General features: G+C 70.7%; 20 protein-coding genes. 10 read left to right on the forward strand and 10 right to left on the reverse strand.

Annotation, left to right across the window (positions count from 1 at the left end; translation table 11 throughout):
- Positions 1-245: 245 nt before the first annotated feature.
- Both ABZ904_RS20395 and ABZ904_RS20400 read right to left on the reverse strand, forming a co-directional pair.
- A complete protein-coding gene (locus ABZ904_RS20395) occupies positions 246-1,703 on the reverse strand; it encodes an NAD(P)/FAD-dependent oxidoreductase (RefSeq protein WP_359401756.1) in 1,458 nt (485 codons plus the stop codon).
- Between the two features lie 300 nt (positions 1,704-2,003).
- Complete coding sequence (locus ABZ904_RS20400; RefSeq protein WP_359401753.1) at positions 2,004-2,396, reverse strand: nuclear transport factor 2 family protein; 393 nt, start codon at positions 2,394-2,396, stop codon at positions 2,004-2,006.
- 602 nt (positions 2,397-2,998) lie between these two features.
- On the opposite strand from ABZ904_RS20400, the gene ABZ904_RS20405 reads away from it, so the two are divergent.
- Entirely contained in the window at positions 2,999-4,279 is a 1,281-nt protein-coding gene (locus ABZ904_RS20405; protein ID WP_361824867.1) for an MFS transporter, read from the forward strand.
- Positions 4,280-4,408: 129 nt separating this feature from the next.
- Here the strand turns inward: ABZ904_RS20405 and ABZ904_RS20410 are convergent, their stop codons facing one another.
- Positions 4,409-5,341, reverse strand: coding sequence for a hypothetical protein (locus ABZ904_RS20410; RefSeq protein WP_361824870.1), 933 nt, complete (start codon positions 5,339-5,341; stop codon positions 4,409-4,411).
- Between the two features lie 447 nt (positions 5,342-5,788).
- Here ABZ904_RS20410 and ABZ904_RS20415 point away from each other — a divergent pair, with 447 nt between their 5' ends.
- The 3 genes from ABZ904_RS20415 to ABZ904_RS20425 all read left to right on the forward strand — a co-directional run bounded on the left by ABZ904_RS20415 (position 5,789) and on the right by ABZ904_RS20425 (position 8,459).
- On the forward strand, positions 5,789-6,148 hold the full coding sequence (locus ABZ904_RS20415) for an STAS domain-containing protein (protein WP_359401744.1): 360 nt from the start codon (positions 5,789-5,791) through the stop codon (positions 6,146-6,148).
- Complete coding sequence (locus ABZ904_RS20420; protein ID WP_359401741.1) at positions 6,145-7,080, forward strand: sensor histidine kinase; 936 nt, start codon at positions 6,145-6,147, stop codon at positions 7,078-7,080. Before ABZ904_RS20415 ends, ABZ904_RS20420 begins: the two co-directional genes overlap by 4 nt.
- A 626-nt stretch (positions 7,081-7,706) precedes the next feature.
- Positions 7,707-8,459, forward strand: a complete 753-nt coding sequence (locus tag ABZ904_RS20425; RefSeq protein ID WP_359401738.1) for an SDR family NAD(P)-dependent oxidoreductase — start codon at positions 7,707-7,709, stop codon at positions 8,457-8,459.
- A 101-nt stretch (positions 8,460-8,560) separates the two neighbouring features.
- On the opposite strand, the gene ABZ904_RS20430 is transcribed toward ABZ904_RS20425, so the two are convergent.
- From ABZ904_RS20430 to ABZ904_RS20445, 4 genes are all read right to left on the reverse strand, one after another.
- Positions 8,561-9,283: a hypothetical protein gene (locus ABZ904_RS20430; RefSeq protein ID WP_361824875.1), complete on the reverse strand. Its 723-nt coding sequence runs from the start codon at positions 9,281-9,283 to the stop codon at positions 8,561-8,563.
- A gap of 301 nt (positions 9,284-9,584) precedes the next feature.
- Positions 9,585-10,643: an LLM class flavin-dependent oxidoreductase gene (locus ABZ904_RS20435; protein ID WP_359401732.1), complete on the reverse strand. Its 1,059-nt coding sequence runs from the start codon at positions 10,641-10,643 to the stop codon at positions 9,585-9,587.
- Entirely contained in the window at positions 10,643-11,149 is a 507-nt protein-coding gene (locus tag ABZ904_RS20440; RefSeq protein ID WP_359401768.1) for an SRPBCC family protein, read from the reverse strand. The genes ABZ904_RS20435 and ABZ904_RS20440 overlap by 1 nt, the downstream gene beginning before the upstream one ends.
- Before the next feature lie 88 nt (positions 11,150-11,237).
- On the reverse strand, positions 11,238-11,738 hold the full coding sequence (locus ABZ904_RS20445; protein ID WP_359401728.1) for a helix-turn-helix domain-containing protein: 501 nt from the start codon (positions 11,736-11,738) through the stop codon (positions 11,238-11,240).
- A 319-nt stretch (positions 11,739-12,057) separates the two neighbouring features.
- Here ABZ904_RS20445 and ABZ904_RS20450 point away from each other — a divergent pair, with 319 nt between their 5' ends.
- On the forward strand, positions 12,058-12,867 hold the full coding sequence (locus ABZ904_RS20450; protein WP_359401725.1) for an SGNH/GDSL hydrolase family protein: 810 nt from the start codon (positions 12,058-12,060) through the stop codon (positions 12,865-12,867).
- Positions 12,868-13,131: 264 nt separating this feature from the next.
- Here ABZ904_RS20450 and ABZ904_RS20455 read toward each other — a convergent pair whose 3' ends face one another.
- Both ABZ904_RS20455 and ABZ904_RS20460 read right to left on the reverse strand, forming a co-directional pair.
- Complete coding sequence (locus ABZ904_RS20455) at positions 13,132-13,506, reverse strand: metalloregulator ArsR/SmtB family transcription factor (RefSeq protein ID WP_359401722.1); 375 nt, start codon at positions 13,504-13,506, stop codon at positions 13,132-13,134.
- Between the two features lie 200 nt (positions 13,507-13,706).
- On the reverse strand, positions 13,707-14,081 hold the full coding sequence (locus ABZ904_RS20460) for a hypothetical protein (RefSeq protein ID WP_359401719.1): 375 nt from the start codon (positions 14,079-14,081) through the stop codon (positions 13,707-13,709).
- 387 nt (positions 14,082-14,468) lie between these two features.
- Here ABZ904_RS20460 and ABZ904_RS20465 point away from each other — a divergent pair, with 387 nt between their 5' ends.
- The 5 genes from ABZ904_RS20465 (at position 14,469) to ABZ904_RS20485 (ending at position 18,991) form a co-directional block, all read left to right on the forward strand.
- Positions 14,469-15,557, forward strand: coding sequence for an S-(hydroxymethyl)mycothiol dehydrogenase (locus tag ABZ904_RS20465; protein ID WP_359401716.1), 1,089 nt, complete (start codon positions 14,469-14,471; stop codon positions 15,555-15,557).
- Complete coding sequence (locus tag ABZ904_RS20470) at positions 15,554-15,739, forward strand: hypothetical protein (protein WP_361824880.1); 186 nt, start codon at positions 15,554-15,556, stop codon at positions 15,737-15,739. Before ABZ904_RS20465 ends, ABZ904_RS20470 begins: the two co-directional genes overlap by 4 nt.
- A gap of 469 nt (positions 15,740-16,208) precedes the next feature.
- On the forward strand, positions 16,209-16,571 hold the full coding sequence (locus ABZ904_RS20475; RefSeq protein ID WP_359401713.1) for a bifunctional 3-phenylpropionate/cinnamic acid dioxygenase ferredoxin subunit: 363 nt from the start codon (positions 16,209-16,211) through the stop codon (positions 16,569-16,571).
- Positions 16,568-17,728, forward strand: coding sequence for an FAD-dependent oxidoreductase (locus ABZ904_RS20480; protein ID WP_361824883.1), 1,161 nt, complete (start codon positions 16,568-16,570; stop codon positions 17,726-17,728). The genes ABZ904_RS20475 and ABZ904_RS20480 overlap by 4 nt, the downstream gene beginning before the upstream one ends.
- Before the next feature lie 129 nt (positions 17,729-17,857).
- Complete coding sequence (locus tag ABZ904_RS20485; RefSeq protein WP_361824886.1) at positions 17,858-18,991, forward strand: aromatic ring-hydroxylating dioxygenase subunit alpha; 1,134 nt, start codon at positions 17,858-17,860, stop codon at positions 18,989-18,991.
- 60 nt (positions 18,992-19,051) lie between these two features.
- On the opposite strand, the gene ABZ904_RS20490 is transcribed toward ABZ904_RS20485, so the two are convergent.
- Positions 19,052-19,849: an IclR family transcriptional regulator gene (locus ABZ904_RS20490; protein ID WP_359401704.1), complete on the reverse strand. Its 798-nt coding sequence runs from the start codon at positions 19,847-19,849 to the stop codon at positions 19,052-19,054.
- Positions 19,850-19,879: the final 30 nt, after the last annotated feature.

The following is a 19,879-nucleotide window of genomic DNA, read 5'->3' on the forward strand; positions in this document are numbered from 1 at the left end:
GCGCGGACCTGCGGGCCCATACGGGCGGGCCGCTCGCCGACGACATGGCGTTGATCGTGCTGCAGCGCGAGGGGGCGCGCGTCCCGGCCCGGATCCCCGAGAACCGGTGGGTTTCGTGACGAAGGCGCGGCCCGCCTGAGGAACGGGGGGCGACGGCGCCGCGCGCCCCCGGGCCCGCCGGGCTGTTCCCTGCCGGGCCCGGCGAGGCACGGGTGCGGGCCCTGGGCCGGTGCGGGGTGTGCGGCTCAGTCGCGTTCGCGCTCGTAGGCGGCGAGGAGGAAGAGCCAGATCTCGCTGACCGTCGGGAAACAGGCGATCGCGTGCCTCAGACGCTTGAGCGGGACCTCGCCCGCGACCGCGACGGTGGCCGAGTGCAGCAGCTCACTGACCCCCGGGCCGACGAAGGTGACCCCGAGCAGGACGTCACGGTCGAGGTCGACCACCATCCGGGCGTGGCCCTGGTAGCCGTCGGCATACAGGTTGGCACCCTTGGCCGCGTTGAAGTCGAGGTCCACGGTCTGGATGCGGTGACCGGCCGCGGCCGCCTGCTCGGCGCTCAGGCCCACCGCGGCCGCCTCGGGATCGGTGAAGAAGACCTGGGGCACGGCGTGCTGGTCGGCGGTGGTGGCGTGGTCGCCCCAGGGGCCGTCGTCCAGCGGGCGGCCTGCGGCTCGGACCCCGATCGCGTCCCCGGCGGTCCTGCCCTGGTACTTGCCCTGGTGGGTGAGCAGCGCCCGGTGATTGACGTCACCCAGTGCGTACAGCCATGCGCCGTCGACTCCGCGGACCAGGCAGGTGGTGTCCACGTCGAGCCAGGAGCCGGGGGTGAGGCCGACCGTGTCGAGGCCGATGTCGTCGGTGGCGGGGGCACGGCCGGTGGCGAACATGATCTCGTCCGCCTCCACCTCACTGCCGTCGTCCAAGGTGAGGGTGACGGGACCGTCGGGGTCCGGACGGCGCAGCGCGGTGGGCTGGGCGCCGATGCGCACCTCCACACCCGCCTCGCCGAGACCGCGCGCCACCAGCTCCCCCGCGAAGGGCTCCATACGGGGCAGGAGACGGCGTCGGGCCACGAGAGTGACCTGGGAGCCCAGACCCTGCCAGAGAGTGGCCATCTCCACACCGACCCCGCCGCCACCGACGATCACGAGCCGCCCGGGCACCGTACTGGAGTCGGTCCCCTGCCGGTTCGTCCACGGCCGGGCCTCGTCCATACCCGGGATGTCGGGCAGGACCGGCCGGCTGCCGGTGGCGACGGCGACCGCGTGCCGGGCCGTGAGGGCGTGGCGTGCGCCGTCGTCCCTGGTGACCGTGACACGGCGGGGACCGTCGAGCCGGCCCTGGCCGCGGAAGAGGTCGGCACCCATGGACTTGACCGCCTCCGCCTGACCCGTGTCGTCCCAGTCGGTGACGTAGCGATTGCGGCGGGCGAAGACCCCCTGCGCGTCGATCCGGCCGTCGACGGCCTGCCGGGCACCGTCCACGCGGCGGGCGTCGGCGACCGCGATGACGGGCCTGAGCAGCGCCTTGCTCGGCACGCAGGCCCAGTAGGAGCACTCGCCGCCGACGAGCTCACGCTCCACGACCGCTACGGTCAGGCCTGCGGCAATAGCGCTGGCGGTGACGTTCTGGCCTACGGGACCAGCGCCCAGCACCACCACGTCGTAAGTGGTCTCCTCCGATGTTCCGTGTGCTTCGCTCATGTCTCCCTCGCAACCTGATCCGGGACCGGTCGTCGGCTCATCGCCGGAGCGCGGGACGGCGTCGGGAAGCGGGTCCATGCGGCGCCCCCCGGTCATGTAACCGCGCGCTCTTCCCCGGCCGCCACGACTGCCCCGTTCGCCTCACGAAGAGTCGCCATAAGTGCCACCTTCGGCCGTACGCACGCCGTACGCACCTTGTACCGGCGCCGGGTCGCGGGGGCATCGGTCCCGCGGGGGCGCCGGAAGGCTCGGCTCGGCTGCCGCCCGCGTCCGCATCGGGCTACTGAGGTCCCTGCGGGATCAGGCCCCCGTCGCCTCGCGGGCGATCTGCTCGAACTGCGCGCCCATCGCCTCGGCGAGCGCCTTGGCGGCGGTGAGCGGGCGGACCATGACCTGGAAGTCGTCGATCTTGCCGTCCTCGTCGAAGTGCAGGAAGTCGCAGCCGTTGACCTCCAGGCCGTCGACCTTCGCCCGGAACACCAGCGCCTGGTCGCGTCCGTCCGCGCTCACGATCTCGCGCACGTAGTGGAAGTCCTCGAAGACCCGTATGACCCCGCGGAGGATCGCCGCCGTCATCGGCCTGCCCGGGTACGGCTTGTACGCGACCGGACTCGTGAACACGACGGATTCGGACAGCATCCCCTCGATCGCGTTGTGGTCACCGGACTCGACGGCCTTGCGGAACTCACTCATCTGGGCCCCTCCTGCTCCTCGACTTGTTCTTCGGCGGCAACTCCGGCCGGTCGAACTGCTGTTGTCATCGACCGGCACCGGGCGAGCGGGGCTGCGCACGTTCATGCCACCGACCACCCGGCCCACCGTGATCCACGACGCGCTCCTGGTCAAGGTCCAAGCTCCTGGCGAGACCCCCTGCCGCCCAGGCACCGTCGCCCGGCCGGAAGGGACGTCTCCGCGAGAGACCGAACCGGGCCCGGCACCGGGGTCCGCAGCAGGAAGCCGTTCCGCTATGTTGTTACCGCGTCGTAGATCACGCCTCAACCAGGCGCGTCGGCACGTCCGTTCCCGTCTTCGGCTCCCCAACCCGAGTGGAGTTCACGTGGCCGCACCTCATGTCATGATCATGGCTTGTTTGTCCTCATGCGGCCGCCACTCCCGTACCGCGCCTCTCGCCGAGGCGACTCGCGGATTCGGTCCGGCAACGGACTGAGCGTCACCGGCCGGTGGACGCACCGGCCTTCCCCCTTCGCATCCTCTCGAAATGCCCTGCGGCGTGAGCGGTGAGAAGCCGTCCGACTCTCCGTCCGTCCGCGATCCGCTCTCCGAAAGTCCGCTCCGTGACCATCTCCCTGCCCGAGAGCAAACCGGCCGGTCGGCATGCCGCCGTTCCCGCCGGCGGCCTTTTCCGGCGTGTCTACGCACCGCGCACCTGCGACGCGCTCGCCTTCTCCATGTCGACCTACGCCATGCCGCTGCTGGTGCTGGCGACCACGGGATCCTCATCCCTGACAGGCCTGGCCTTCGCGTTGGAGTGGATACCCCGGGTGGCCGCGTTCAGCCTGGCCGGAGCCCTCGTGGACCGCTGCGGCGCGGCGATCGTGTGCTTTCTCGCCTCGCTGGCACGGGCCTTGCTGGTGGCTGCCGCGGCGGTGGCACTGGTCGCGCTTCCGCGGGGCACGACCGAGACCATCACCGTCATGGCGCTGGCAGCCGTGACCGGAACGCTCACCCAGTTCAGCTTCGTCGCGAACGAGGCCGTCGGCGCCATCGTCAGCCGACGGGCCGAAGGCCAGCCCCACAAGGTGCAGTCGGTGCTCATCGGCATCGATCAGACGGCCACTCTCGTCGGACCGGCACTCGGCGGTTTCCTGCTCCTGTCCGGGCCGACCCGGATGCTCGCGTGCCTGAGTGTGCTGTCCTTCCTGTCGGCCGGACTGGCGCTGCAGACCCCGCCCACACCACTGCGCGGCGCGAGCGGGGACGAGGGGCGCCCGGGCGGAGGCATGCGGGAAGGCTGGGAGACACTGCGCTCACTGCCGGCCCTGCGACTGCTCGTGGCCGGGCTGGCCTGCTCCAACCTGGCGCTCGGACTACTGCAGTCGGCGAGCCCCATCATCGTGGTGCACGGTTTCGGCCGCTCCCCCGCCGCCGTCGGCACCCTCTGGTCGGCTGCCGCCGCCTCCACGCTCCTCGCGGTCGCCTGCTGCCGTTTCGCTCTCGACCGGCTCGGCCTGTGGGGAGTCGGCGTCATCAGCTCCACCGTCGCGGCCACCGCCTGTCTCGCTCTCCCCCAGGCTCCCTCCTATCTCGGCTACACGGCCCTCGTGGCGCTCTTCATGGCCGGTGACGGGGGGCTCACCGTCGTTCTGCGCACCCTGCGTTCGCTGATGATTCCGCCCGCGGCGTTCGGCACCACGCTGTCCTTGACGATCCTGCTCCTGCTGTTGCCCTTCCCCCTGGCAGGGATCGTCATCGCCCTCAGCCCGCCGTCGTACCTGGCCGACGTCCTGGGTGGGTGCGCCGTGCTTCAGGCCCTGGCCCTGTTCGTCACCTTCGTGCGTCTGCGCACCGACCCGGTGCTGCGCGCGAGGAGGGATCCGGCTCCGGCCTCCGCCTGAGCCGATGGCGCGGTTCCGTCCTCGCGGGCCGCGAAGGACGGCGCGGATGAGGCCCGTAGCCATAGCCGCGCGCCGGAGGCGGCACGATCCGGGCGGAGTACCGCAAGGGCCGCCCGCACAGCGCCGGCGTCATCGTGACCCGGCGCCGCCGGCGTCACGCCGCGGCGCCCCGGTCAGTCCCACCGGATTGCCGGACGGAATCACTCCGGAGGCCAGCACCTTCCGGGCCAACGGGGTGAGCAACTCGGCGAGTCGCACGGTGGCATCGCGTCCCACGGCCCGCCATGGACCTTCGGCCGCGGCATCGGTCTCCGCCTCGATCGCATCGCGCTCGGCCGCTCCCCGAGGGGTCAGCCGACCGACGTCGTCGATCCATCCGCGCGCCCACAGGTCCGCTTCGGCGCCTTGCCAGGTCGCCGCGTCCCACTTCCGGCCTTCGCGCAGCATCGCACCGTCCGACTCCCCCGAGGCGGCCTTGAGCACCATCGCCTGGACCGGGCCGACGCGCCGGCTCACCAGCACGGCCACATGTCCGTCACCCCGGTGTTCGCGCAGTGTGGTCGCCGCCTGCCAGAGCCGCACATGCGGCAGCTCCGGGCGGTTGAGAGCCTGGTTGGCCCCGCCGAGCACCCGTCCCGCGGTGTCGGCCGCCGCGGCCGCGTCCCAGGCCAGGTCCGCCGCTTCCGCCATCCGCGCGCTGCGCACGACGTCCTCCCCGAACAGCCGACGCATGCTCAGATCCACCGCACGCTCTCTGGCGGCGAGCATGTCCGACGGAGTCGCGTAGCGCCAGGCGTCCGGCAGCGCCCGCGTCACCCGGTCGGGGTGGAACACATAGAAACCGCTGACGACCACAGACGCGTGGACCACTCCCAGCGGGGCGGCGCGCATCGCGACGTACCCCATCCAGAAGCCGCGCATTCCCGCCCGGTCGGCCTCCTGCCGCGCCTCCGGTGTGAAGTAGACGAGGTCGTGCACGGGTTCGGCGAGCTCCCACATCGACCGGGCGGAGACATCGCTCGCCGCGCGCCCATGTCCGTCTCCCCGCAGCAGACCCTTCATGACAGCTGTCATAGCACGCTCGCACGTCAGCTGTCCCGGCTTGGCGCGAGCCGACCGGTCGGGGGCGTTCGGTCCGCCCACGTGTGGAGCACCACGATGGGGGCGGCGTGTGACCTCCCCAGGGACACGCCGCCCCGCACCTGCCCTCGCGGCGGTGCGTGTACCCGCCGCGGGCCGGTTCATTCCCTGCGCCGGCCGGGAAGTTCCCGGACTGGCCAGGCTGCGCGGTCCGCGTCCCACCGCGGGCATGCGTAGGCCATGAGGGCGGTCGTTTCCGTGGCCCGGCTCGTCAGCACGGCTTGGGGGTGAACAGGGCTAAGGTGCCGATGAGCCGCGTATGTCGGGGCAGGAGGAGAGCGGCCGGGAACCAGGACGGCGGGCGTTGCGCGTCATGAGTCCTGAGAGTCCGGCCGGACGGCCGACGACGGGAAGACCGAGGTGTAAAGGGTGGACGTCTCACTCGAGTCGGGGAGCCTCCGCGCCGCGCAGTCGTACGGCGCGCCGCGCCTGGAGGTACACCCGTTGCCGGAGCGTCCCGGCGTACGGGTGATCGGCGAAGTCGGCCTCGACACCCGCACGGCCTGGCGGGATTCGCTCGGCCGGCTGGCGCGGCGCGATGAGGCCCTCCTCCATGTGGAGCTGTCCGAGGTGACGTTCATCGACGTAGCGGGAGTTACGGACCTTGCGGTGCTCGCCCAGTCCCTGGCCGAGGGGCAGCGGCTCATGCTGTACGGGCCGCCGCCGCAAGTGGCGCGCGTGCTGTCGGTCTTCTGGCCGGAGCTGGGCGGTATCGAGGTGACACCATGACCGAACTTGTCGCCGCGCGTGGGACATTCGTGCATCCGGCGCTGTTCTACCGCGGCGAGAAGCAGTTCCTGGCCGCTACGGTTCCGTTCGTTCTGGAAGGTCTGGAGGCAGCCGAGCCGGTGGCCGTGGCGGCCCCGCCGGATCGTCTGGAACTCCTGGAGGATCGTTTGGGCGGGCGTGCCGCCGAGGTGCGCTTCGTGGACATGACCCGGGCGGGCCGCAACCCCGGGTGGATCATCCCGGGGGTGCTGCGCAAGTTCGCCGACGCCCATGGCGAGGGCCGGGTACGCATCGTCGGTGAGCCGATCTGGCCGGGCCGCAGCAGCCTCGAGTACCCCGCGTGTGTGCAGCACGAGGCCCTGATCAACGCGGCCTTCGCCGGGCGTGACATCACGATCCTGTGCCCGTACGACGCCGAGGGGCTCGACCGGCGGGTCCTCGACGACGCACGGGCCACCCACCCGCTGGTGATCGACGAGAACAGTGAGACGGCGTCTGCCGCCTACAGCCCCGAGACCGTTGTCGACCACTACAATCAGGCGCTGCCCGTGCCGCCGGGAGCTGGTGTGTTCGTCTTCGGCAGCAGCGGTCAGCTCTCCGTGGTGCGCGAATTCGCCGTGCGGTACGCCCGGGAAATGGGGCTCGCCGACGCGCGCCTGAACGACCTGGCGCTGGCGGTGGCCGAGTTGACCACCAACAGCGTCCTCCACGGTGCCGGTGGCGGAACGCTGCGGATCTGGACGGAGGGCGACCAGATCGTCTGCGAGGTGCACGACGCCGGACGGCTGATCGACCCCCTGGCCGGGCGACGCCCCCAGCCGCCGACCGAGCCCGGTGGGCGAGGACTGCTGCTGGTGAACCACCTCGCGGACCTCGTCCGGATCCACTCCGGTGAACCGGGCACCACCATTCGCTTCTATCTCGGCCGTTGACCGCCCGTCGCTGCCAGAGGGCTGCCCCGGGCGCGTATCGGGGTCCGTGAGCCCTGCGAACGACGTCCCATCGCGGCCGCCGTGCGCACTCGGGGCCGCCGAGCGGGCGGTCGCGGCGTCGTACTCACGACATGCCGAACCATGGGGGTCGTCCTACGCTGGCCTTACCTGCCGGCGGCAACCGGTCGCGCCGTCGGCCGGGCGTCCTGACCGGTTCGAGACCTCCAGGCGCGATCATGGCCGACAAGCCACTGGTTCGTCCGACCGGGGCGGCCGCAGGCGTGGGCGCGGCCGGACGTGGCGCGGATCGCCGGAGCGACCGCGCGATGTTTCGGCGCCCCGCATCGAGCCATCGCCCTCACCAGGAGCGGGCATAAGTCCCGCTTTTTGGCCACGCATGGCGCCTGACCAGCGCTCCGGTGCTGCGGCGCACCCGGAAGGGCTCGATCGCGGGACAACACCCCGGCGCCTATGGCGGCTCTCGGAATCACCTATGGCGAAGACGGAATCCCGCACGTCAGCGCGCGCTTTCGACCCGTGTCAGCTCGCGAACGAGGTGACGGGACAGCGGACGCGGCACGGTCGTGCTCGCTGACCCTGGAGATTCGATACGAAGGATGGACCTCATGGGTTCTCTTGCTCTGACCGGACGCGTGGCGCTGGTGACCGGTGCGACCAGCGGGATCGGTGCCGCCACCGCGACCCTGCTCGCCGAGCGCGGCGCACACGTACTGGTCGCGGGCCGGGACCGCGCCCGCGGCGAGTCCGTGGTCGGCACCATCCGGGACCGGGGCGGGCGGGCGGACTTCGTCGCCGCCGATCTGCGCACCGCTCAGGGGGCGCGGGACTTGGCCCGGGAGGCCGTCGCACTGGGCGGCGGCCGGGTGGACGTCCTGATCAACAACGCGGGCATCTTCCCGTTCGGCCCGACGGACCAGACGCCGGAGGGCGATGTGGACGCCGTCTACGATCTGAACGTGAAGGCTCCCTTCCACCTGGTGGCGGCCCTGGCCCCGGCGATGGCCGAACGCGGGGAGGGGGCGGTCGTGAACGTGAGCACCATGGTCGCCGAGTACGGGGTGGCCGGCATGGCGCTCTACTCGTCCAGCAAGGCGGCGGTGAACCTGCTCACCAAGGCGTGGGCCGCCGAGTACGGTCCGCGCGGGGTGCGGATCAATGCCGTGGAGCCCGGCCCGACGCGTACCGAGGGCACGGCCGGCATGGGTGAGGACCTCGACGCCCTCGCGGCACAGGCCCCGGCCGGCCGCCCGGCCGCGCCTGAGGAGGTCGCCGAGGCGATCGCCTATCTGGCCGGCGACGCGGCGAGCTTCGTGCACGGGGCGGTACTGCCCGTGGACGGCGGTCGTACGGCCGTCTGACGAGCCCGGGGATGCCGGGCGGCGGCCGTGGGGCCAGGGAAGGGCACCACGGCCGCCGCCCGGCCCGCCGCGGAGCCGGACGGGACCACGGGCGAGACCCGTCAGAAGTAGTGGACGTCGCTGAGGTCGATGCCGACCATCAGGTGATCGCGGAGCGGACGCCCGTCGGGTCCCCGGCGGTACGCGCGGCGCTTGGTGGGCAACCTGATCCCGTCCGCTTCCGCGATGTCGTACATGTAATGGGCGGCCGCGAAACCGCCCGCGATGTCGACGTGGTAGTCGTGACGCCTGACCAGGAAGTCGTCACCGAAGTAGAAGTCCTGTTCCCTGCTGTGGCTCTCGATCCCGTCCGGGAAGGAGACCCGCAGACCACGCCATGTCTCCGTCGGGGACTCGGCCCACGGCTCCTTCTCGTGAACTGCCATCCCGGGCATGAGCATGAAGAACGGAGTCGTCAGATACGTCCACAGGGCATACCCGTTGAAGTAGGCCCGGTCCAGCGGATCCCACGGAGTCTCGAACGTATGCCCAGCGAACCCCTTCCGGTGCTCGAAGCGTTCGGCCACGACGGATCCGTCGGCGCGCTCGATCGCGGTGCGGCCGGGGGTGAAGTCGCTGCGCTGATCGGGGCCGCCGAAGGGACGCACCGATGCGTGCTCCTCGTGCAGGCTCACGGTCATCTGCCGGGGCTGCGGGTCCTGGGGCATCCCCTTGGCCCTGAAGAGTTCCCCTTCGCTGACGATCGTCGCGGTGCAGGTCGACAGTCGCCGCCACCGGTCGACGCCGCCATGGGCTTCCAGGACTGCAGACAGCAGGTCGCTCATTCTCTCCTCCTCGGTCCACGGACCGGGGCGATCCGGGGACCGGCCGGAACCGCGTCGTGGCACCGGGTCCGGTCCGAAGTCGTCTCCACGGAAGTCTGGCGCACCCCCGCAGCCAGGCGTCCCGCGGCACTCGCCGTTGCTCGGCCCATTGCGCCGACCGGGTGCACGGCGGGTCCGCGCCGGTCACCGGCTGCTCCGGTCAGCCGGACACCTCGGGGTCCGTGGGGCTGCCCGGCCGCACGCGGCCGGGCGCCTGGCCGCAGAGCGAGGGCGTCACCGGCGGCCCGGACACGGCTCCGGCTTACGAACCGTCGTCCGTCTCCCGCACCAGCTCGATGGCCCTGGCCAGGGTGTCGAGCCGGGCCTGCAGCGACTCCCCCGCCGGGTAGAGGCGGACGGTGTCCACGCCTGCCTCACGCCACACCCTCAACCGCTGCCGCACCATGGCTTCGGTGCCGATCAGCGTCGTGCCCAGGACCATCTCGTCCGTCACCAGGCCGGCGGCACCGTCCCGGTCGCCGGACTGCCACCGCTCCCGCACCTCGGCGGCGGTCTCGGCCCAACCCTGGCGGCTGTAGGCGTTGTTGTAGAAGTTGGTGGACGCGGAGCCCATGCCTCCCAGGCTGAAGGCCAGTTCCTTCTTGCGTCTCGCGGTCATCGCCCCGAGCGCCTCCTCGTCGGGCGCGAACGCGACCTCCGCCCCCTGGCAGATGTCCAGTTCCGCACGCGTACGGCCGCTGCGGGCAAGGCCGTTGTCGAGATGGGCGAAGTAGGCACCGGCCGCACCCTCGGGCACGAAGCTCGTTCCCAGCCAGCCGTCGGCGACCTCCCCGGTCAGCTCCAGCATGGCCGGTGACAGCGCGGCCAGATAGACGGGGATCCGGTGCTCGGCGCGCATCGACAGGCGCATCGGGACCGCCTCGCCGCCCGGCAGCGGAATACGGAACTCGGCCCCGGAGTAGGAGAGTTTCCCCCCGTCGAGGACCCGGCGCACGATCTCCACGGTCTCGCGCATACGCCTCAGAGGCCGGGCGAACGGAACCCCGTGCAGGCCCTCGATCACCTGGGGGCCGGAGGCGCCGAGTCCGAGCAGGAACCGTCCGCCGGACAGATTCGACAATGTGATGGCGGTCTGTGCCACGGCTGTCGGAGTGCGCGTCCCCACCTGCATGATGCCGGATCCCAGCAGCATCCGGTCGGTGCGCGCCGCGTAGTAGCCGAGTGCCGAGGGACCGTCGGACCCCCATGCCTCGGCGACCCAGCACACGTCCAGGCCGAGTTTCTCGGCCTCCACGACGAAGTCGGTCTGCTCCGACCAGCGTTCACCGCCGGACGCCTCGATGGTGGTGGCGGTGCGCATCACTTCTCCGCCCGCTTCTTGATCTGCTCCAGGGTGGCGGTGATGTTCCGCTCGAACTCGCGCAGCCGCACGAACACGATCTTCTGCTCCTTCTCCGGCATCCGGTCGATCGCGAGGGACAGACCGGAACGGCCCGGGCCCAGCTGCATCCATTCGGACAGCTCGGTGCCGCCGTCCTTGGGCCGGAGCCGGAAGCGCCAGACCGCTGAGGGGTTGGCCGGGTCCTCCACGGCCCAGGCGAGCGACAGCCCGGGTTCGCACTCGATGACGTGCGAGGTGGTCTGCCACTCCCCCAGCGCCTCGTGCTTGCTGCGCCCGACGAATCTGGCGCCCACGGCCGGCCCTGCCGCCCCGTCGAGCCACTCGACCGACTGGAGCTCCGCACTCATGGTCGGCATCAGCTCGATATCGCTGACCAGCGACCAGACCCGCGCCGGCGGGGCATCGATCCAGGTCCGCACCTCGAGCGTGGGTGTGTCCGCGTAACGTGCGCCCGTCCACTCCAAATCGGCCGGCCTCCTCGCCATCGAGCAGTTGACCTCAAGGGTTGCTTCACAAGACTTACCCTGTCAAGGACCGTGGGCGGCGGGTCCGTCAGGCGGCACCGAACCGGCGGCGCACATCCGCCCGCCGCTTGAGCCGTTCCGGATACCCGGGCCCCATGCGCATCGACGTGTCCTCGGCCTCCAGCGGCTTCCGGCACACCGCGCAGACCACCTCGGCCCCGGTGTCGTGGCCGCACGTGTCGTGGTGGAACACCACGGGGACGCCTTCCTCCCCTGCCAGCCATCGATCGCCCCAGCGGGACATGGCGGCGAGGACGCCGAACAAGTCCCGCCCCTTCTGCGTCAGTACGTACTCGTGACGCCGCGGCTCGCTCTGGTAGAGCCGCTTCTCCAGGACACCCTCGTCCACGAGGTGACGCAACCGGTCGGTCAAGGTGTTGCGTGCGATGCCCAGCCCCTGCTGGAACTCGTCGAAGCGGCTGACCCCGTAGAACGCCTCACGCAGCACCAGCGGCGTCCAGCAGTCACCCAGGAGGTCCATGGTCCGCGCGATCGAGCACGGCCAGTTCTCGAAAGACGTCCGTTTCATGCACGCACCCTAGCGAGTCTCACCAATAAACCCAGCTGATGATCAGGGCGGTCATCGGCGATTGCCCGCGTCACCCGAGGTTCCGCGGGGCGAGGCACTCCAGTTCGGGGGCGGCGCAAACGCCGCCGGTGGAGTGACGGCCGTCCGGGTGACGTCCGCACGGAGTACGGCAGGTCCGTGCACCGCCGGTTCCCGAAGAAGTCCGGTCAGAGACAGGACGCTTCGCGAGCGGCACGTCCAGTGACCCTTCTCAACACGGCCGCGCGGCGGTGGGCGGTCATGACAGCCCGGGTCGAACGAGCCGTGTTAAGGCAGGAGCATGAGACAGTCCCGAATCGCCGTCCGTGTGTCCTCGCTCCTCCTCGCCGCCGCCTGGACCTTCACCGGGGCCGCCACAGCACAAGCGGTCCCGCAGTCGGTGTCCAGGGGTTACGTGGCCCTCGGCGACTCCTACTCCGCCGGGATCGGAGCGGGCGGCTACCTCGCCTCGAGCGGCGACTGCCTGCGCAGCAGCCGGGCCTATCCCGCCCAGTGGGCCGCGGCCCATTCAGTGCCGTCGTTCAGCTTCGCCGCGTGCAACGGCGCCCGGACGAGCGATGTGCTGGCCCGCCAGCTCGGTGCCCTCAGCCGCCGCACCGGCCTGGTCAGCATCACGGTCGGCGGCAGCGACTCGGGCTTCGCCAAGGTCATGACGACCTGCGTGCTGCGCGGCACCACCGCATGTGTGACCGCCGCCGCCGAGGCACGCAGATACATGGACGCCGATCTCCCGGGCGACCTGGACCGTCTCTACCGGGCCATCAGGAGCAAGGCCCCCGCCGCCCACGTCGTGGTGCTCGGCTATCCGCATCTGTACCGGCTCAGCGGGATGTGTGCGATCGGTCTCTCCGACACCGCGCGCTCCGCCCTCAACAACGCCGTCGACCACCTCGACACAGTGACCGCCAAGCGCGCCGCCGATCACGGGTTCACCTTCGCCGACGTCCGCCGCGCCTTCACCGGGCACGAGATCTGCTCGGCCAACCCCTGGCTGCGCAGCGTGAACCTGCTCGCGGTCACGGAGTCGTACCACCCCACGGACGTCGGGCAGTCCCGCGGTTACCTTCCCGTGTTCGCCGGCTCCGTCTGAGGTCCGTCCCGAGCACGGCGGAGGCCTCCGCCGGCGACCTGACGCGACGGTGCCTTCACCGCTGCCGGTCATACCTGGTGACCGTCCGATCCCCGCCACGCCCGCCCGGCCCCCGCAACACCGCGGAGGCCGGGCCGAGTCACTTTCGTCCTGAGGTGTGTCCCCCTCCTCCAGGCCGCCACGACCCCCTCGTGGGGACGCGGCTCGCCGGCCGTCCGTCGCCTCATGGCCCTCGACCGCACAGGTCGCGTGCCCGCCGCGCTGTCAGGCGCTTCGACGTGCGCTGCCCGGGGCCAGGGCCGGACGGCGGTCGTCGACCTGGCGAAGTTCGGCCAGCAACTCGGTCTGGCCGGTCGGCAGTTCCGTCAGGATCCGGCGAGCCGCGCGCAGGAGCTCCGCGACATCGCCGCCCGCGAGCGCGTAACTCACGGTGGAGCCGTCCCGAACGGACACCACGATCCCCGAACGACGCAGTACCGCCAGTTGCTGCGAGAGGCTGGACGGTTCGATCTCGATCTCGCAGAGCAGGTCGCGTACGGGGACGGGGCCGTTCTGCAAGAGTTCCAGGACCCGGATCCGCACGGGGTGCCCGAGCATGCGGAAGAACTCGGCCTTGGCCTGGTAGAGGGGGACCTGCATGGTGAATCGCTCGCTCCCTGCCGCGTTCGGTGGGCGGTGTACCGGGTACGGCGGCCCAATACGCCCCGCCGCGCGTGGTGTTGCGGACCGATCCTCGCCGTTCCGGCCCCGCACACCCAGGAGATTGGCCCGATCTGGATGTGCCCAGATGAAGAAATCTGCAAATCGTGGGTGTGCGGAGGTACGGACGAACCGCCTGCCTACACCTCGAGCTCGGCCTCGATGCGTTTGAGCTGGTGGCGGGCCATGGCCAGGTTGGATTTCGCCCGGTCGAGGACGAGGTAGAGGAACAGTCCGTTCCCGCTGCGGCTCTTCAGCGGCCGGATCACGTGGTATTGGTGCCCGAGCGTGATCAGCATGTCCTCGATCTCGCCCTTGAGACCGAGGTGCTCCATGGTGCGGGTCTTCGCCCGGATCACATCCGTGTTGCCCGCCGCGGCGACGGTCAGGTCGAGGTCCTTGCCTCCTCCCAGGGTGCCCAGCGCCATACCGCTGGTGTAGTCGACCAGAGCGGCTCCCAGCGCGCCCTCGATCGACGTCATCGTCTCCTTGAGGGAGACCTCAACATTCGCCATTCCTGGCTCCTCCTGGTCACTGAGCGGCCGGGGCAACTCCCGCCCCGCCGGTGCCCCGGACCCTACGTACTGTGCGCGGCGCCTCCCCGCGTAGTTCCGGGACTGACTCGGGGAGCTCCGAGTTGCCGGTCGGCGCGGGCTTTTTGATCATCTGTGTATCGGGGGTGATCACGACGGAGCCATGGAGTGAGGAGTGGCATCCGAGCGGTGCCGCTCGCCGGGTGACGGACGGCGCTCCCACGCGGCATCGCGATTTGCCGCTCGCGAAGCCATCGGACGAATCCTTGACCGTCGCTCGGCCCTCCACGATCCTGTGTTGCACGACACGAGATGCGTGCCGCGATAAGCAACGACCACACAGGGTCTCGTACCAGCCGAGGAGTGGCCATGACTCACCACGTCCGTGCTGTCGTCGCGCGGGGCAAGGGTTCCCCCGTGAGCCTGGAGACGATCGTCGTGCCCGATCCCGGCCCGGGCGAAGCGCTGGTGAAGATCGAGGCGTGCGGGGTCTGTCACACCGACCTCCACTACCGCGAGGGCGGCATCAGCGAGGACTTCCCCTTCCTCCTCGGGCACGAGGCGGCGGGTGTGGTGGAGTCGGTGGGCGAGGGCGTCACGGACGTCGCACCCGGTGACTTCGTGATCCTGAACTGGCGTGCGGTGTGCGGCCGGTGCCGTGCCTGTCTGGGCGGTCGACCGTGGTACTGCTTCGACACGCACAACGCGCGGCAGAAGATGACCCTGCTGGACGGCACCGAGTTGTCGCCGGCCCTGGGCATCGGCGCCTTCGCCGAGAAGACACTCGTGGCGGCCGGGCAGTGCACCAAGGTGGACCGGGCGGCGTCGGCGGCCGCCGCCGGACTTCTCGGGTGCGGGGTGATGGCGGGGCTCGGCGCGGCGATCAACACGGGCAACGTCGGACGCGGCGACAGCGTGGCAGTGATCGGCTGCGGCGGCGTGGGGGGCGCGGCGATCGCCGGTTCGCACCTGGCGGGCGCATCGAAGATCATCGCGGTGGACATCGACGACCGCAAGCTGGCGACCGCAAGGAAGCTGGGTGCGACCCACACGGTCAACTCCAAGGAGACCGATCCGGTCGAGGCGGTCCGCGAACTGACCGGCGGATTCGGGGCGGATGTCGTCATCGACGCGGTGGGCCGTCCGGAGACCTACCGGCAGGCCTTCTACGCCCGCGACCTGGCCGGGACGGTGGTGCTGGTCGGCGTCCCGACCCCGGACATGAAGCTGGAACTGCCGTTGCTGGACGTCTTCGGCCGGGGCGGATCACTGAAGTCCTCCTGGTACGGCGACTGCCTCCCCTCGCGTGACTTCCCCATGCTCATCGACCTCTATCTGCAAGGCCGCCTGGACCTGGACGCCTTCGTCACGGAGACCATCGCGCTGGACGAGGTCGAGAAGGCCTTCGCGCGTATGCACCAGGGCGACGTACTGCGCTCGGTGGTGGTCTTCCCATGACGGGGGCCCGTAAGGAACGGCTCGTCACTTCGGGGACGTCCACACTGGCCAGCGGGAGGTCGTACAGCGACTTCCCCACCATCATCGGCGCCGAGGCTCCGCACCTCCAGGAGCGGATCGACCGCGGCTTCCGAACGCCCTGGCGGCGGCCTGTCGCGGCGCTTCACTGCGCCTTCCGGTGAGAGGCTGCCGCCTCACGGGGTGTCCCGTCGCCCTCCGGCTTCACGTCGGTGCGGGCCCGGTCTCCACGCCCATGGGGAGCCGGTCCAGGCCCAACCTGCGCGCCGGTGCGGGCACCAGGAGCCCGGGCGCGCCCAACACCCCTGCTGGTACGGGTCAAACGCCATCAGCTCGGCGAACGAATCCCGGCCGCCGCGCCACCGCCGCGCCGTGCGACGGACGGCCATGCCTTCCGCACCTATCTCCCGGCGCGATGGTTCCGCATGGGCACGTGTTCTCCCCTCCTCACCGGATCGCCTGATCCCGTTTCGGCCTGCTCGCGCGGCTGGTTGAGGCCCTTTCGCATGCGCCGGGAACGGTCGCCGGAGCCGGTCCAACCGGGCTCTGGGACGTCTTGACAAGGGTTTAGCGCCGCCCACAGACTGGCGTTGCGTCAATCGCAATCCGTTTCGCTATACGCACCGAGGTGTCATGATGATTCCCGCGTGCCGTCTCGCGGATCTGCCGCGAGGCGAGGCCTACCGGCTCGACATCGACCCGCCGGTCTCGGTGTTCCACACCGAGGACGGAGAGGTCTTCGCCATCGACGACACCTGCACCCACCAGGACGCCTCGCTCGCCGACGGCTGGCTGGAGGGCTGCGAGGTGGAATGCCCGCTGCACGCCTCCACGTTCGACCTGAGGACCGGTGCCGTCGGCGCCCCGCCGGCCAAGCTCCCGGTCCGCACCCACGAGGTCGTCGTCGAGGACGGCACGATCTACGTCCGGCTGTCGACGGATGCGCCCAACCTGCCGCCCTGCGTGGCTTCCCGTCTCGCCGGAGGCCCCGCGTGAGGACCGTGGCCGTGGTGGGCGCCTCGCTGGCCGGTCTCTCGGCGGCGCGCTCGCTGCGGAAGCGGGGGTACGACGGCCGGCTGGTCGTCATCGGTGAGGAGCTTCACCGCCCGTACGACAGACCGCCGTTGTCCAAGGAGTTCCTGGCCGGTGCCATCGGCGAAGCGGATCTGGCGCTGGAGAGCGACGACGAGGACCTGGACGCCCAGTGGGTGCTGGGTGCCCGCGCCGTCGGACTCGACGGCGATCGGCGCTCCATCGGTCTCGCCGACGGCCGGGAGATACGCGCCGACGGCGTGGTCATCGCGACCGGGGCGGCCGCGCGCCGGCTGCCCGGCACCTCGGGACTGGCCGGAGTGCACGTCCTGCGCACCCTGGACGACGCTCGCGCCCTGCGGGGCGAACTGGCCGCGGGCGGAAGGCTGGTGGTCATCGGCGGCGGGTTCGTGGGCGCCGAGGTCGCGTCCACCGCGCACGGCCTCGGACTCGACGTGACGGTGGTCGAAGCGGCACCGGCACCGCTGGCCGGACCGCTCGGCGAGACCATGGGCGGCGTCGTCTCCGCCCTCCATGCCGACCACGGCGTACGGCTGTTGTGCGGTGTCGGCGTCAAGGGACTCAGCGGGGAGCGCCGGGTGGAGGGCGTGCTGCTCGAGGACGGCCGCGGCATTCCGGCCGACACCGTCGTCGTCGGTGTCGGCGCACGTCCGTGCGCGGACTGGCTGTCAGGCTCCGGTGTCGCGCTCGACGACGGCGTCACGTGCGGCGCCGACGGACGCACCAGCCTGCCCGGGGTGGTGGCCGTCGGAGACTGCGCCGCCTGGTACGACCCCCACGTCGGCCGCCATCGCCGCGTCGAGCACTGGACCGGCGCGCTGGAGCGGCCGGACATCGCCGTGGCGACGCTGCTGTCCTCGGGTGCCGCCGAGACGGTCGCGCCCCGGCCGCCGTACTTCTGGTCCGACCAGTACGGCGTGAAGATCCAGTTCGTGGGTGACGCCGCCGGTGCCGACAGTGTGACGGTGGAGGAAGGAACCACCGACGACCGTAGCTTCCTGGCCGTCTACCGGCGTGCCGGTCGACCGGTCGCCGTGCTCGGGATGAACCAGCCGCGGCTGTTCACCCGCTGGCGCAGGCGGCTCACGGCCGCCTCTTGACACCGACGGGGCGGCAACTCATGCTGCGTTGCACATGACACGCAGCGTTGCTCCATACACAACGCCGCCCGAAGTCGCTCTTCTCTGCGCGTGACTGACCGATCCACGACGTTTCCCGAGGAGTGCACCGTGACCTCGACAGACCTGCCGGACAGCCTGATCGCCACCCTCCCCGGCTCCTGCTACACGGACCCGGGAATCTTCGCCCAGGAGCAGGAGCGCATCTTCGAGACGATGTGGTTCTGCGTCGCGCGCTCGTCCGACCTGCCGAAGCCAGGCGCCTTCCGCACGGTCGATGTCGGGCGCGAGAGCATCCTCGTCACCCGCGCCCGGGACGGCTCCGTGCGCGCCTACTTCAACGTCTGCCGGCACCGCGGAGCCAAGCTCCGCACCGAGGGGACCGGCGAGGTGAAGCGTGCCTTCCAGTGCCCGTACCACGCCTGGACCTACGACCTCGACGGCAGGCTCGTCGCGGCCCCCAATCTCAGCAAGATGCCCGATGTCGGCCGCACCGAGTACGGGTTGGTGAGCGTGGCCGTGCGCGAGTGGCTCGGCTATGTCTGGGTGTGCCTGGCGGAGAATCCGCCGTCCTTCGAGGAGGAGGTCGTCGGCGAGGTCATCGCCCGGCTGGGCGACGTGGAGTCGATCGAGCACTACGACATCGCGAACCTCGCGGTGGGCAAGCGGATCGTCTACGACGTCAAGGCGAACTGGAAGCTCATCATCGAGAACTTCATGGAGTGCTACCACTGCGCCACGATCCACCCCGAACTCACCGAGGTGCTACCGGAGTTCGCGGACGGCTACGCCGCGCAGTACTACGTGGGCCACGGCGCCGAGTTCGGCGACGAGGTCCAGGGCTTCACCGTCGACGGCTCCGAGGGACTTCAGCGGATTCCCGGGGTGTCCGACGAGCAGGACCGCCGCTACTACGCGATCACCGTCAAGCCGCAGGTGTTCATCAACCTCGTACCCGACCACGTGATCTTCCATCGCATGTACCCGGTGGCCGTGGACCGCACGGTCGTGGAGTGCGACTGGCTCTACCTGCCGGGCGTCGTGGAGAGCGGCAAGGACCTCGGCCGGTCCGTGGAACTCTTCGACCGGGTCAACCGCCAGGACTTCGATGCGTGCGAACGCACCCAGCCCGGAATGAGCTCCCGGCTCTACGCCAAGGGCGGTGTGCTGGTGCCCAGTGAGCACCACATCGGCGCCTTCCACGACTGGGTGCAGGAGCGTCTTGGCACCAGGCGGCCGCGCTGACCGGGCCGTGCGGTCACGGCCTCGCTCCGGAGTTCCCCGCGGCCGGGGCGCGGGGGCCGCTCAGCCCAGGTAGCCCATCCGGTGGCTGATCTCCTCGGCGCCCTTGAGCAGCACCGGAGCGAGCTCGTGCATCCGTTCCTCGGTGAACCGGTAGGAGGGTCCCGAGGCACTGATCGCCGCGACGACCCGCCCCTCCCGGTCGCGGATCGGCGCGGCCATGGCATGCAGCCCGATCTCCAGCTCCTCCAGCGTCCAGGCATAGCCCCGTTCCCGGGCTTCGGCGAGGTTCTTCTCCAGCTTCGTCTTCGCCGTCAGCGTATGCGGGGTGACCTTCTTCAGGCCGGCGTCCGACAGCAGGGCGGCACGCTCCTTGGCGGGCAGATGGGCCAGCAGGATCTTGCCGCTCGATGTGGCGTGCAACGGGGTCAACTGGCCGACCCAGTTGTGCGCGGTGACGGCCGCCGGCCCCCGCACCTGGTAGAGGTTGATCGCGTACTGCTCCTGCATCACGGCGATGTTCACGGTCTCGCCGATCTCCTCGGCGAGGCGCTCGCAGACCGGGCGTCCCTGCTGGGTGATGTCGATCCGCCCCGTGACGGCACCGGCCAGGCGTACGATGCCGAATCCGAGCCGGTACTTGCCCCGCTCGCCCGCCTGCTCCACCAGACCGCGCGCCTCCAGGGCGCCGAGCAGCCGGAACGCGGTGGACTTGTGAACCTCGATCTCGGCGGCCACCTCGCTGACGCCCGCCTCGCCGCGCTGCGCCAGGATCTCGAGGACGCTGATGGCGCGATCGACGGACTGCACTCCGCCGGCCTGCGAACCTGTCGTTTCGGTATCCGGACTGTAGTTGCTCATGGCGAAACTATACGCGCAGTAAACAACGCC

Origin of the sequence: Streptomyces sp. NPDC046900 (genome assembly GCF_040644975.1) — a bacterium.
In the GTDB taxonomy this organism is placed as follows: Bacteria; Actinomycetota; Actinomycetes; order Streptomycetales; family Streptomycetaceae; genus Streptomyces.

Coding starts and splice junctions, on each gene's coding strand:
- ABZ904_RS20450 (WP_359401725.1), top strand. CDS start 12,058: ATGAGACAGTCCCGAATCGCCGTCCGTGTGTCCTCGCTCCTCCTCGCC.
- ABZ904_RS20400 (WP_359401753.1), bottom strand. CDS start 2,396: ATGAGTGAGTTCCGCAAGGCCGTCGAGTCCGGTGACCACAACGCGATC.
- ABZ904_RS20490 (WP_359401704.1), bottom strand. CDS start 19,849: ATGAGCAACTACAGTCCGGATACCGAAACGACAGGTTCGCAGGCCGGC.
- ABZ904_RS20455 (WP_359401722.1), bottom strand. CDS start 13,506: ATGCAGGTCCCCCTCTACCAGGCCAAGGCCGAGTTCTTCCGCATGCTC.
- ABZ904_RS20410 (WP_361824870.1), bottom strand. CDS start 5,341: ATGAAGGGTCTGCTGCGGGGAGACGGACATGGGCGCGCGGCGAGCGAT.
- ABZ904_RS20475 (WP_359401713.1), top strand. CDS start 16,209: ATGATGATTCCCGCGTGCCGTCTCGCGGATCTGCCGCGAGGCGAGGCC.
- ABZ904_RS20435 (WP_359401732.1), bottom strand. CDS start 10,643: ATGCGCACCGCCACCACCATCGAGGCGTCCGGCGGTGAACGCTGGTCG.
- ABZ904_RS20445 (WP_359401728.1), bottom strand. CDS start 11,738: ATGAAACGGACGTCTTTCGAGAACTGGCCGTGCTCGATCGCGCGGACC.
- ABZ904_RS20460 (WP_359401719.1), bottom strand. CDS start 14,081: ATGGCGAATGTTGAGGTCTCCCTCAAGGAGACGATGACGTCGATCGAG.
- ABZ904_RS20470 (WP_361824880.1), top strand. CDS start 15,554: ATGACGGGGGCCCGTAAGGAACGGCTCGTCACTTCGGGGACGTCCACA.
- ABZ904_RS20465 (WP_359401716.1), top strand. CDS start 14,469: ATGACTCACCACGTCCGTGCTGTCGTCGCGCGGGGCAAGGGTTCCCCC.
- ABZ904_RS20395 (WP_359401756.1), bottom strand. CDS start 1,703: ATGAGCGAAGCACACGGAACATCGGAGGAGACCACTTACGACGTGGTG.
- ABZ904_RS20420 (WP_359401741.1), top strand. CDS start 6,145: ATGACCGAACTTGTCGCCGCGCGTGGGACATTCGTGCATCCGGCGCTG.
- ABZ904_RS20430 (WP_361824875.1), bottom strand. CDS start 9,283: ATGAGCGACCTGCTGTCTGCAGTCCTGGAAGCCCATGGCGGCGTCGAC.
- ABZ904_RS20425 (WP_359401738.1), top strand. CDS start 7,707: ATGGGTTCTCTTGCTCTGACCGGACGCGTGGCGCTGGTGACCGGTGCG.